This is a genomic window from Lactobacillus sp. CBA3605, from assembly GCF_002970915.1.
In the GTDB taxonomy this organism is placed as follows: Bacteria; Bacillota; Bacilli; order Lactobacillales; family Lactobacillaceae; genus Lactiplantibacillus.
Window position 1 is genome coordinate 517524 of sequence record NZ_CP027190.1, and the last position, 12762, is coordinate 530285.

The 12762-nt window shown below is 37.0% G+C and carries 12 protein-coding genes; all 12 read right to left on the bottom strand.

Annotation, left to right across the window (positions count from 1 at the left end; genetic code table 11):
* Window positions 1-54: 54 nt before the first annotated feature.
* Complete coding sequence (gene zapA, locus C5Z25_RS02680; protein ID WP_105448713.1) at window positions 55-306, bottom strand: cell division protein ZapA; 252 nt, start codon at window positions 304-306, stop codon at window positions 55-57.
* Window positions 307-490: 184 nt separating this feature from the next.
* The gene (locus C5Z25_RS02685; RefSeq protein ID WP_105451210.1) at window positions 491-1549 is read right to left on the bottom strand and encodes a WxLIP family cell surface protein; all 1059 of its coding nucleotides are present in this window, start codon (window positions 1547-1549) and stop codon (window positions 491-493) included.
* Between the two features lie 47 nt (window positions 1550-1596).
* Window positions 1597-2217, bottom strand: coding sequence for a WxL domain-containing protein (locus C5Z25_RS02690; protein ID WP_105451211.1), 621 nt, complete (start codon window positions 2215-2217; stop codon window positions 1597-1599).
* A 32-nt stretch (window positions 2218-2249) separates the two neighbouring features.
* Window positions 2250-4607 carry a hypothetical protein gene (locus tag C5Z25_RS02695; RefSeq protein WP_105451212.1) on the bottom strand — a complete coding sequence of 786 codons (2358 nt, stop codon included), beginning with the start codon at window positions 4605-4607 and terminating at the stop codon, window positions 2250-2252.
* 41 nt (window positions 4608-4648) lie between these two features.
* A complete protein-coding gene (locus C5Z25_RS02700) occupies window positions 4649-6103 on the bottom strand; it encodes a lipopolysaccharide biosynthesis protein (protein ID WP_105451213.1) in 1455 nt (484 codons plus the stop codon).
* A 130-nt stretch (window positions 6104-6233) separates the two neighbouring features.
* Entirely contained in the window at window positions 6234-7274 is a 1041-nt protein-coding gene (locus C5Z25_RS02705) for an asparagine synthase C-terminal domain-containing protein (protein ID WP_105451214.1), read from the bottom strand.
* A gap of 2 nt (window positions 7275-7276) precedes the next feature.
* Complete coding sequence (locus tag C5Z25_RS02710; protein WP_105451215.1) at window positions 7277-7693, bottom strand: FAD synthase family protein; 417 nt, start codon at window positions 7691-7693, stop codon at window positions 7277-7279.
* A 51-nt stretch (window positions 7694-7744) separates the two neighbouring features.
* A complete protein-coding gene (locus C5Z25_RS02715) occupies window positions 7745-8596 on the bottom strand; it encodes a LicD family protein (protein WP_105451216.1) in 852 nt (283 codons plus the stop codon).
* 70 nt (window positions 8597-8666) lie between these two features.
* Window positions 8667-9620, bottom strand: a complete 954-nt coding sequence (locus tag C5Z25_RS02720) for a glycosyltransferase family 2 protein (protein ID WP_105451217.1) — start codon at window positions 9618-9620, stop codon at window positions 8667-8669.
* 14 nt (window positions 9621-9634) lie between these two features.
* Entirely contained in the window at window positions 9635-10726 is a 1092-nt protein-coding gene (locus C5Z25_RS02725) for an EpsG family protein (protein ID WP_105451218.1), read from the bottom strand.
* Between the two features lie 22 nt (window positions 10727-10748).
* The gene (locus C5Z25_RS02730) at window positions 10749-11699 is read right to left on the bottom strand and encodes a DUF6625 family protein (RefSeq protein ID WP_105451219.1); all 951 of its coding nucleotides are present in this window, start codon (window positions 11697-11699) and stop codon (window positions 10749-10751) included.
* A gap of 12 nt (window positions 11700-11711) precedes the next feature.
* Window positions 11712-12758, bottom strand: a complete 1047-nt coding sequence (locus tag C5Z25_RS02735) for a glycosyltransferase family 2 protein (protein WP_105451220.1) — start codon at window positions 12756-12758, stop codon at window positions 11712-11714.
* Window positions 12759-12762 lie beyond the last annotated feature (4 nt).

The window sequence follows — 12762 nt, forward strand, 5'->3', positions numbered from 1 at the left end:
GTAATCCCCTCTCATTGTACGACTTACCTAGATGGCAAAAAAAAGACGATGCAGTTATTCATTGGCATCATCCGCTTGCATCTTTAATAATTCTGCTTGTTTATCCACCTGATCTGAAATCGCATTGAAAGCGAGTAACGTCGCAATCTCTTGGTCGGACAGATCCGGGGCTAACTTCTTTAATTGTTCAATTTGGTCGTTCATCATCCGCGTCACCGTTTGCATGTGACGATCGGATGCACTGCCGATGATCGTATAGGTGTGACCATCAATCTCGGCTTTAAAACGCCGCTTGTTCGCAGTCATCAACATCCAGCTCCTTATTCAATAACACATACTTTGTAACCTAAGTATATTTTAGCATGAAAGCCGTGGTTATGCGACCTTTGAGCCTAAGAAGACCCAAACTCACCATTAACTTAATCAGGCTATCTCAAAAAAGCCATTGCCAGTAATCAAGCATCGATTACCAACAATGGCCAAACTTAACTTATTCGTGTTTTTTTGCAGAACGCTTCGATCGTCTTCGACCCAAGTAATAAGCTAATAGGACCAATAAAATAATGAGTAAGAGCAGCCCAATGAGCAACCACCACCAGAAATGAGTCGTTTTTTGTAAGTTCCGGTTGGCATGTTGGGCCTGCGCAGCTGTAATCGTAAAGTTCCGATTAAAAACCCAGCTCTGGGTCCCTGACTTCGCCACTAAGTGTAGGCGATACTTGCCAGCCTTTAATCGCTGCTGATTCGTATTGATTTTATAATCAAAGTCAGAATCCGGCGCCATCCCTAAATCATTTTGGCGAGACGTATAAACAGTTTTACCAGTTTGCGTCATCACCTTACTATTAATCGTTAACTTCTGAATGAGCTGTGGCGCCGGGTTTGCTAAATTAACTAACACGGCCGGACTGAACTTTGCCTGACTATCCGTCCCCGTTGTAATCTTAGTTAACTTCAGCTGTGGCGCAACTACGTCGACCACATCTTCACGCAACACAATTCCTAGCGCTAATGCATATTGATTGTGAATTCGAAAGCCTTTTTTGTTAGTCGCTTTTCCCGTCGACTTTGCGGTATTGACAACATAGAGCGCCCCTTCTAACATGCCCTTAAACGCCGCTTGTGGGACGTGATACGTTAGCTTAATTAGGCGTTTTTCATGTGCCTGAAGTGTCACCTGCTGCGGCACTTGAAAGAGTTCCTTCAATTGATACGGCACCGTCGTTTGTTGCGCAGTTAAGTTTGTCGTATCATAGGCTTCTGAGCCGCTTTCAGTTGTATAGCCACTGTTCACCGCCAACTTGAGCGTCAATGGCTGATCTGTCAAGTTAGTCGCCAACACCTTTAACGTGCCTTGCTCGTTCGGCTTAACTTGTAAATCAAAATACGACACCCGCTTTTGCTTTAACTGGTGGTGATCACGCACCATTTGGAGCGTAAAGCCGGCGCCCGTATCGGCTTTCGCTAATAACGGAACACTTAGCAGCCAAAAACTCAACGCAATTAGCCACCAACCGGTTAACTTCAAAATGCACTTTTTCTTACCCATATTATCCGTGGCCCCTAGTCTCTCCTAAGTTAAATTGATGAGTCGCTTTATGGTGTGGTCGTTGACGCTGTATTACTCAAGGTCCAAGTAATCGTGGCATCATAGGTCCCGGCATTCACACTAGAAGCTTGGTCCAATGCTAAGGTACTCGTATCAGCTGTCGTGGCCGTTGCTGCGCCAATCCCACCGGTTTTAGCACTTGTATTATCCCAAACCTCAGCCGCCGAAGTTCCAATGGTCTTCGCATCAATCCCGTTGCTAGCGGAATATGTGATGGCCCCATTAACAGATGTACTACCGTTCTTAAATGGACTGATTGCCGCTTGCACGTTCCAGTCTGGGGTGGTGGCCCCACGATAGTCACTCACCGTTAATTCAGCGGTTTTGGCCCCGACAATTGTCCCACTTGTTGCGGTAGCCGGATTAACCACCCCAGCGCCAGTGTAAGCTAACGTCGGATTAGTCGTCATGACCGTCTTAACATCCGTATTCGCAAATTCAAAATCTGGGACACTAGTCAATTCCAGTTGACCAGCATCAACCGTAAATTCACCAACTGAATTGCCCGCAGTAACAGCGGCAGTATCAGCGGCTTGCACTGGGACAACATAAGCAGTGCCTAACCCTAACGTCGCAACTAACCCTAAAACAAGTTGCATCTTCTTCATGAAATTACCTCCAATATATTTTTTTAATCACGCTAATCATCCGTTGTGGTTAAATCATAGTTCAGGACCCAACGTAATGGCATTTGGTACGTGTGCCCCCGTTGAATATTGGCTGAACTTTGATTCGCATCAACTTGCATTGCCAACGTTAATTGGGTACTGGTGGTTGGCGTGGTCGTCTTAGATAGTAAGTCAGTTGAATCATCATTAAGACTCATCTCCTTTGAAGTCGCTGCATCCCCGATTTGATACTGGTAAGTCATAATCGAATTATCTGCGACCGGCAAGGCACCATCGGTCAAAGTTTGGTTCAAGTCAGCATCGGCTTGTAAACTTAGACTCACTGGCACTTGCCAATCATTCGTTAAAGTTACGGTTTGTTGACCGCTATAGATTAAAGCTTGATCAGTGACTTCATTTAATTTAAAGACATTTGGAATGGTCGCTTTGACTTGCCCCGTGGTCACAATGTTTAAAGTCGTTGTAGGGTAAGTCGTCGCATTGGTTTTCAAGAAATCCGCCACATCGCTAGCTTCAATTTGATCCCCATTGGTCATTGTTTTCGGTAAAACCACTAATTTAACTCGATTCGTCTGCGCTAACGTCGCGTAAATGGCTTTGGTTAGTTGCGAGGCATGCTCAGTAGGATCGACTGTACTGCTCTCAGTTGCTTGGTCATCAGTTGCGGCTAACGCCGACTTGAAACCGGTTAAATCTTTGACCGCACCAAGTTCAAAGGTATTAGTTGTTTGCGTTATATCATAGTTATCGCTCGCTAGCGGTACGACTTGCCAAGTTGAACTATCATTCAATTGATAGAATAACTGATAGTCCGCTTTGTTAGTTGTGACGGTGGTTTTTAACTTAAGTGGTTTAGCCGCCGTCACGGTCCGCGTATCCGTTGCAGTACTGCCACCAGCAGTCGTCTTCACAGTAGCATCAGTACTCGTCCCGTCACCTTGGTACGCTGTCACCGTCTTTAGTTTCGGGACCCGGACCTGATTAGGGTCAAGTTGATCAATCACATCACTCGATATATGGGCCACATCAAAGCTACTAGCCATGACCCGCGCCGGTAACATGTTATTTTCAACTAAGACATTTTTCCCTGAAATAACATTGCCATAGAAGTATTGGCTCGACCCAACGTTGGAAACTTTAATACTGGCATTGGGCGCCATAATACTGCCAGTAAATAGATTATTACTATCGCCTTGATCCGCAGTGAGATAGTCGTCACCGGATGTCGTTGCATTCGGAAAATTGTTGAGAATATGACTGGACAGTAGCTGGTTAACTGTCGCCTTGGTGCCATCAGAATTCGTGACCGTATCATTTTGACTGTTAGTAATCACCTTGCCGGTCGTATCAGTTACACTGAATTCGTAAGCGCTTCCCCAACTGAATGGCATACTCGTCGTCACCCCCGTCCAATTGACGAAGATATACGGTGCATACCGATACGTGGCATAAGCTTGGTCATCACCGCTGGCATTGCTAGCCGTATCCGTGGCCATATTTTTAATAGTAACTTTGACAGAACTTGGTTTACCAGAGAAGTTCAAGAAGACCATCGGTGGTTCAGTATCAAAAACACTTTTATAATTATCCGCTAACGTTATCGTTACGCTCGGACTACTGCCACTTAAATCACTGTTGGCAGTGACCCCCGTGACGCCCCCATTGGCAATCGTCGCTTGCTTAGTTGTAAAGGAGTTATAATAGGAAGAAATACTTTTAATTTGGGCAGCAGCCGCTTTAAAATAATTGGTAGCGTCGGTCGCATCAGGGTCCAATGTCAAGCTGGCACCATCGTTTTCCTGCGCGTAGTCTGCCAACATAGACGCCTGATTATCTTTAAAATAGGTCACATCGCCAACGTTGGCCGCGGCTAAGTGACTAATCAAAGTCTGATAACTCGTCTTTTGACTGCTTGTCCATACACTAGCTGCTTGATGACGTAGATTATTCGCCACGACCGTATCATCAGTAGCTAACTTGCCGGCATGATTCAAAATATCAAACATATTTTGTCCTTGCGACTTTAGCGTACTGTCAGTCGAATCATAAGGAATCTCATTGGCAACATACACCGGTGAAAATTGCGACAATTTGTTCCACTCAATCCCGTTATTATCAATACTACCGTCACGTTCCACAATCTGATTAGCCGCATACCGCCCCTCTAGCGTCGAGATCGGACTCCCACCAATTGTCAACTTACCAGCTGCAAAGGCGTTATAGTATGACCCCACACCGAAAACATAATTACCAACTGACGAATCCGGAAATGGTAACGTGTCGGCTTTAGCTGCTGGCTGAATCAACCCGTAGCTAAATAAACTGATCAACGCTAAGAACATGAATTTTAGTTGTTGTCTTTTTTTCATAAGTCCCCACACTTTTGATTGGTTGGAAAATAAATTTAAACTTATTTTCGACTCTTGCGAACTTGTAACATCTCATTAAAAATTGACTCGATTTGGTTTCGTTTTAGGATGCCAATCAAGAGTATTGCTAAAATTAGCCCATATCTTAACATCCGATTGGTATATGAAATCAAGAATAGGAAGCCAACCAGTAGAAATACTGCCGTTAATACCAATAACTTTTTAGTGTCGTATGGTTGTTCGCCAAGCTTCTCGCGACAAATTATATTCATAAAGACATAATGAAAGATAGCATAGGCAATATAACAAATTAACGTCACATAGCCTGCAACATAATATCCAAAAACTGGAATCAATAAGAAATTCAACACAACATTCAACACTGCACCAATTAAACTAGCAATCATAATTAAGGTCGTTTTCTCATAATAAAATTCAAACTTAGCAAAAAGATCATAACTGAACATAAAGAAAACACTCATCGCAACTGGCGGAATAATCCAACTTGCATTGTAATATGATTTAGGCGCAAAAATCGCTACTGCCTCTGGTGCAAATGCAATAAGAATTAAATTAGCAATAGCAATTAAGATAAGCGCACCATATACGACCCCAGAAATATCAGAAATTTTCTTGTCTTTTATTTTTTGGTACATCCATGGACTTAACGTTTGAGAGAGCGCTGTATTAAACAGAATCATTATTTGTGAAAGTGAATACGCTAAACTGTATATACCAGCGCTTTCCGGATTAACCATCTTCGAAATCATGATTCGATCAGCACTACTCAAAACAATCTGCGACAAATAGTGCGGAACTAACGGTAGATTAAAAGCCAGTGCGTGTAACCAAAAACGCTTTGAATAGAAATGCTTACCTCGATACATCTGTACGATAAACAATCCTGTATAGCCAATAACTTCAACGAGGGCTAAACCGACTATTCGAGCTGTAACTTTATCATTTGAGTTTAGAACTAGAAATACACCAACAATCGGCTTGGCTAACGATACCAGTAATGTCACACCCACTAATGCTTTGTATCTTAAGATCACTCTTTGTTCCGCTGCCCAGAAGTTAAAAACTGACGAGGTCCAAACCATTATTAACATTGCTAACATTTGCGTTGTCGTTAGTGTAAATAGGCCATTCCAAAAATTATGAAATACCAAGTAAATAAGGGTCCATAGACAAACCAAGATAAAGGTTAGCCCTTGTAGTGAGGACGAATAAAGTGGTCGCTCTTTATCGTACTTAATCAACCCCTGCGTATAAACACCGTAGCAAAGATTCAAAGAAACGAAAATCGTCACAATCCCTAACCAAGAATTAAAGACATTGAATTGTCCATATTGAGCTGTAGATAATAATCTAGTGAAAATTGGTGTTGAAATCGTTGAGATTCCTTTTTGTAGAAAAGAACACGCCACAAACCAAATGGATGCCTTAACTTGTTTGGGTAGTCTTCGGTATTTATCTTTGACAGTGACTAGCATGGGACCCAACCTTTCATTCTTATCTACAGCTATTAAAACTATTTGTCTACAAAAATTTAAAAATCATAAAAATCCCCGTCCTAGTTAAAATGAACAAATCGAATTTCTATGATTTATAATTTGGATGGCATTAATCTTCAATTTGATTAAGAAACATTTCAAGCGCCATGACTAACCATTTCTGATCCCCTGACATATCATCAGTACAATGCGGATAAAATTCTGGCCGTTTAGGTCCTGCCCAATCCTTCAACCATTCATTGGTTGCACGTGGCATTGGCCGTTTTTCTGGGACATTAAAGCCTTTAAACAAGTAATTAAAAATTTCTCTGACTAGATATTTATTCTCGCCGTTTCGAATCCGCTGATAATCCAGATCTCCTTCTAGATAACAACGTGAAAATGGAATTACGACCCCAAAATTTGCGGTTTCTGAAGCATTGACATAAGAACCCAGGCTCTCTGGCAAAAATTCAGTTGACAGAAATTCATGCGGATCCACATGACCATCTCTTTCATGTCGTTGAATAGGATCTAAGACTAGTTCAGATTCCTTAAGTACCTTATATGGTTTTACAAACTCATAACGTTCAATAAAATCACCGATTAACCAATCCTTTGATAGAAGATTACTTAGCCCACCAAAAATACAATCAGATGATTCCCCATAAATCAATCGTTCGAAGCCATCAGCTTTTGCCTGTAGTGCAGCTTTATACACTTGAACCTCAATCGAATGAATCGGCGCACCTTTATGGTTCATTAACAGTGGTGCAAATTTTTCAAAATCTTCCCAATAAACTTCAACAACTTTATGCTTTAATCCACATTCCTTAGCATACTTAGCTGCGGCTTCAGTTTCATCAGTCACCTTTACACCTGGAACAACACATTTAAAGGTATAAGCCGTAGATCCTTTTGGCATGAATTTTGCCAGAATCGCTGAATCAATTCCTCCGGAAAGTGCAATCGCGGCCTTACCATCTTTAGTTGCTGCTTCAACTTGTTTTTTCAAGTCAGCCATTAATTCTGTGCTGTTGCTAACACCAGTTCTTTCAAATTTCATATCTGGTATATTGGGTATAATTCCCGCTTTAAATTGTTTCTGGGAATCGACTATTCTTCGATACATCAGAAAAGAACTCATACTATATTTTTTATCAACAATCATTTTTAATCACCTCTAACAGCTTTAAGCGCTGCTGTAATTTTGGTTGAGGAAACACCTTTCGTGTATGGGAAATAAGTAATACTAATCCCCGCTTCATTAAAGTCTTTTTCATACTTATTCCATTTTTCAGTGCCGTACCAATCGTCACCAACAAAAAGCATTGTTGCACCAAGCTTCTTACACATCTTTAATTTATCCATATCGTATTGTGGCACTACTGCATCAACATACTCACAACTCCGAACAATCTCAATTCGATCGGAGAAAGGAATCATTGCATGTTTACCTTTATACGTCACTAAATCATCAACTGTTACACCAACAATTAACTTGTCACACATACTTTTTGCATTTTTTAATAAAGTTAAATGACCAATGTGGAATAAATCAAATACCCCGGCAGTATATCCAATAACCATTTTCTTATCTCCTTATAAAAGTTCTAATCTAATTGCCATCAATCACGGGATTCAATGCTTTTGTCGATATAATTTTTGATAATATTTATAGGAATGTTCTAAATCATTAATTCCTTGATTAACTTCATGGAGTGACCTTTGTTCCTTTTTTGACGGTAATTTCATATAATCACCGAACATTTGCGTTAGCATGTTATCCCATCCAATCGGCATTCTAACTGTTGTATCCTCAAACTCAACTTTCACATAGCTAGAAAACCACTCAATTGGAAATATTAACCGCTCAATTTTGTCCGACCATACATAACCCGTAAAATTACTATCATTAAAAGAATATGTTGCAATATAAGCTAACCATTTATTCCAAAAATAATTATTTGGTATAAACGTCTTTAACATTTGAACGCCTAGCCACAATACTTTCCCACCAATGCTATTTTGCATTAACATATGTGTCCTAATTTTATAATTGTAACGTGCATATTTTTTTAACTGGCGCAAATACCTTTTTCGTCCAACCCCTTCATCGGGTACACCAGCTAATGGCATAATGTCCAACCACACACCTTCAAAGGTATCTTCCCAATTAAGGAACGTTTTTTCGGTCATTGTAGTTCGATTATCCATAACCTTTAAAAATCTTAAGTAATCATGATCTGAATCAGCAGGACTCATAACAGTGAGATAATCAGGAAGATGCTTTGCAACAATCTTTTCCAAAATCAAAAAATCTTCAACCGGCATAGCTATATCCATATCGTCGTCCCACGGAATAAACCCTTGATGACGTGCCGCGCCTAAGCAACTGCCACCAATAACAAAATACCTCAAATTATTTTTTTCACACAATTTTGCGACTTCTTTATATATATTCAAAATATAGCTTTGGGTTTTAGTCATCATAATTTTATTGCCCTTCCTTAGGCCAAAAATAACATCATCTAAAAAACAATATTTTGTTTTTAGTCTGATTTTAATTAGCCTTGATTTTAACCATGAAATAAAGTAATAACCATTGTTCAGAACGCAACAATGCCAATATTACTTTTTCAGTCTTACTTGGCATTAACTTCATATTTAGTTTTCCAAAATCTTCATATTTTATTATTTCATTAATATCGCTCTTGAAATCTGAATATGAATCTGATGAATTTAATAAGGTCAATTTGATCGATCTCATCTCTAAAAAAGCCCATGAACAATTAAATTTATAATTAAAGACATCATTTCCAGATTTAACAATATTGTCAACCTGGGTCCATATGTTTTTTATTTTTTGTCTAGATAATGTCCCTTCAACAACTTTATTTTCATATCCTATGGATGAAATTATTTTGATGTTATTAACATATTTCAAATAGTTAAACACAAAAATAGTATCTTCTCCGTACTGTTGATTTTTAAACAAAAGATTGTTTTCTTTTATAATTGAGCTTTTATATAATTTGGCCCATGGAACAGAGAACAATGGAAACATTTCTTTGTTAAAGATATACTTTTCAATACTACCAAAATTCATAATACTGGCTTCCTTTGGGCGGAAACTAATTTTCCGATTTTTACTATCATATAGATATCCTGACTGAACCAAGTCGTACCTTGAGAATGCATATAGATCAGCCAGGTAATCCTTTGAGAGAACATCATCCCCATCAACAAATACGACTCTTTCACCTTTCACATGCATAAGTCCTGTGTTCCTGGCACTCGAAACACCTTGATTATTTTGAGAATATAATTCACAATATGTTTTGTATTGATTTTGAAATTTACGACAAAGTGCCTGGGTCTGGTCAGTTGATCCATCATCAACAATGATGACTTGAATATCCTGATAGCTTTGATTTATGATACTTTGCAAACATCGAATAACATATTTTTCTTTATTATAAAAAGTTACAATTACACTAATATGACACTTTTTCATAATTTCTCCCAGTATCAAAATAATGATAAGAATTGATTGTTATAGAATATATCAAACACAATTGTCTTTATCCCCAAACTTGAATTTAAATCGAATGCATAAAAAGAAGTCACAACCATCATTAATTGTATTAAAAATGCTATTAATCCCACTTTCGAAATCGCACCCTTTTTAAACCAGAAACTGTTTCCAATAATAATGTAGTTAAATACCAATATTGACCTAAAAATTCTAGAGAAAACTGGATCAAATGAATATAAGGGAATGAGACACAATGCCCACATATTAATTCGCCAGATTGATGTATTGAGCTGACTTTGCGGTTTTCGTTTATAAATATAAAAGATTATTCCCGCTTGTAAGATTTGCCAAGTTGCCCAAAAAATATAATGCGAAATAGTAGAATTAGCTGCCAATGTAGAAAAATATAAATTTGATTTTTCTGCCATAGCATCACCAGAAAAGCTACTGACTATCCCATAAATACGACTTCTAGCAACTGTACCTAATAAAATCACTAAAACTGTCAGCACATTTTGAATTTTATTTGATAACAAAAGATATATTGGTAAAGTAAAATACAAAATTGCTCCTGTATGGAACTGACACGCTAGCAACGCACTCAAAACTAAGATAAGTGTTCTGTTTAGTTTAGACTTTGCATGTAATGACATATATATACCAAAAACCGTTATTCCCATCGCATAATACCAACGTTTTTGAATAATATCATCAATAAATGGATAGATAAACATAAACGAAAGAACGATCGTAGGACTTGATGATAATCTAAAAATAACAAATGCTATCAGCAATGTAGATATCGTGGTCAATATGAAATTGAACGTAACATAATTCATAGCATATCCTTTAGCTATAATTGCTAAATATTTATATAAAAGCATTAAAATCCCGGATGAATATATACTTGATATGTCAGCAACTTGAAACGTTTCAAAATTATTTATCCAATCAGCACTGTAAGTATTTAACCCGCTAATTAAGATTAACCATACTAATTGTATGAAAAAGAATGTTTTATTTCGAAAAACAATTCCAAATATAATCATGAATAATGTAATGCTCAATCCCATTCCAACTACCATATCTCTTCTCTCCTTCTATTGTTCACCTACCTCTTATTAACTTTTTTCTGATTTTATCAAGTAAGTTACTGGTCCGTAACCGAAAATAATGCATGTTAAAATGTTTGTATTTAGGAAAATTTTCCGCAGTTAAACTTCTATCCTTAAAATCATCAAAAGAATTTGGGATGATTTTAAAACGTTCGACATCCGTTAGTTTTAGACTCATCTGTCGAGACTGCATATGCAAATATAGATACTCATGATGCTCTATATTTCCATTTTTTTTAATATATCTACTTAGATTACCTTTGTCCCACACAAAAATATTTTTTGACTTTCTTTCAATCTGGTACTTTTTATCTTGATTTAACATTGTCAACCTAAAATCAGAAGACTTAGTATAAATATTCGCCATAAATAATGAACTAGGATAAATTTTCAATCCTTTCGACATAAAAATCGTATTGATGCTATTCTTATACTCTTCATCAAAAGAATTATTGTAACTTGAACTAAAAACTTCTTTATACAATAATCTTCCATCTTGAGGAAACATAAACGCACGATTGTTGTTATATTCATTTCTAAAAATTGTGCAATGTCCCATATCACCGATTTTATCGTATTCATTCAATAATTCCGGTCCAATAAACTTTGAAAAATCACCCCAAATTAAATCAGTATCACAATACCCCCAAGCATCATAACTTGTTAAATAGTCTTCAAATACGTATCCATAGGAAGGTCTATAATCACAAAGCTTATACGGTCGATCTAAACTTATTGGGAAATCAAATTCACCTCTGAATTTAACTTTCATCTCTTCAAAAGTTGTATAATAAACAACAACGTTATTTGGATAATCAAAATTTGAATGATCATCTGTAAAAATTAACCAGTCTACATTTGGATTATATTTACAAGAATTGAGAAACAATTGAAAATAATTCTTGAATTTACCGAAATACGGAATAATAAAAGCAATTTTCATTATTAAATCCTTTCACTTCAAAATTCTTTTCATAGGTTCAGCGATTTTTAAAATAGTATAAATAAGTACTGATTTATTTTGTTGACACAATTTGTAAAAAAGAGACCATTTAATTGGTAGCAACGAAAAATCAAACTCAGCAAAAGCTTGCCTATAGATACCATCCTTTAATACGCCATTCATCGCTTTTATTTTTGAGTGGAAGCTAAGATTAGAGTTTTCAATGTTCCTCATTAAACTCAACAATTCAACAACAATCCTATTATTTAAAGCTCTGGAATATGTAGCGTCGAACCTATTCGTATTAATATAATTTTGCATTAAAACATACAATCTTTTTCTACCATTAAATAAATTTGAATTGTATTTCGTCACAAGTGAATCATTATTTTGTTTAAAATAATGATAATAAGCCCCTCCAAAATATTGGGCATTAGTTATTTTATTAATGTAGTTTATATTAAACCAAGAATCCTCTGTGCCAATGAGTTTAGTATCCACAAACTTTATATTTTTGCATATTGATGCCTTATAAAATTTCCCCCATGCAGTAGACAGATCATCAATACTAGCAGGACATTTCAATTCATTCCCATATTCTCCAAACAATCTTCTTAATAGATGAATCTTTACTTCAGTCTTGTTAAAATGAATGCTTTTTGTCTTAAATAGATCATTTATCATAGGTTTGTTTTTATATTCTCTAATATATGGCGTAAATAGCAAATCAACATTAGCCCTTCTAATGACGTCAATACACTTTTCAAAATAATCTGTATCTAACCAATCATCCGGATCCAAGAAAAAAATATAATCTCCAATAGAACCTTCGATACCCGTATTTCTAGCATCTGAGAGTCCACCGTTTTTTTTGTGTATCACAATTATTCGAGTATCTTGTGTTTTCAAATGATCACAAATATCACCTGAATTGTCAGTTGAACCATCATCCACCAAAATTATTTCGATGTCCTGATAGGTTTGATTCACAAGAGTATTTACACAACGTTTTAAATACTCTTGAACATTGTAAATAGGAATAATGACACTTATTTTCATTGTT

What these genes read in the sequence shown, in the direction of transcription:
- zapA (WP_105448713.1), bottom strand. Translation starts at nt 306, where the DNA reads ATGACTGCGAACAAGCGGCGTTTTAAAGCCGAGATTGATGGTCACACC.
- C5Z25_RS02685 (WP_105451210.1), bottom strand. Translation starts at nt 1,549, where the DNA reads ATGGGTAAGAAAAAGTGCATTTTGAAGTTAACCGGTTGGTGGCTAATT.
- C5Z25_RS02690 (WP_105451211.1), bottom strand. Translation starts at nt 2,217, where the DNA reads ATGAAGAAGATGCAACTTGTTTTAGGGTTAGTTGCGACGTTAGGGTTA.
- C5Z25_RS02695 (WP_105451212.1), bottom strand. Translation starts at nt 4,607, where the DNA reads ATGAAAAAAAGACAACAACTAAAATTCATGTTCTTAGCGTTGATCAGT.
- C5Z25_RS02700 (WP_105451213.1), bottom strand. Translation starts at nt 6,103, where the DNA reads ATGCTAGTCACTGTCAAAGATAAATACCGAAGACTACCCAAACAAGTT.
- C5Z25_RS02705 (WP_105451214.1), bottom strand. Translation starts at nt 7,274, where the DNA reads ATGATTGTTGATAAAAAATATAGTATGAGTTCTTTTCTGATGTATCGA.
- C5Z25_RS02710 (WP_105451215.1), bottom strand. Translation starts at nt 7,693, where the DNA reads ATGGTTATTGGATATACTGCCGGGGTATTTGATTTATTCCACATTGGT.
- C5Z25_RS02715 (WP_105451216.1), bottom strand. Translation starts at nt 8,596, where the DNA reads ATGATGACTAAAACCCAAAGCTATATTTTGAATATATATAAAGAAGTC.
- C5Z25_RS02720 (WP_105451217.1), bottom strand. Translation starts at nt 9,620, where the DNA reads ATGAAAAAGTGTCATATTAGTGTAATTGTAACTTTTTATAATAAAGAA.
- C5Z25_RS02725 (WP_105451218.1), bottom strand. Translation starts at nt 10,726, where the DNA reads ATGGTAGTTGGAATGGGATTGAGCATTACATTATTCATGATTATATTT.
- C5Z25_RS02730 (WP_105451219.1), bottom strand. Translation starts at nt 11,699, where the DNA reads ATGAAAATTGCTTTTATTATTCCGTATTTCGGTAAATTCAAGAATTAT.
- C5Z25_RS02735 (WP_105451220.1), bottom strand. Translation starts at nt 12,758, where the DNA reads ATGAAAATAAGTGTCATTATTCCTATTTACAATGTTCAAGAGTATTTA.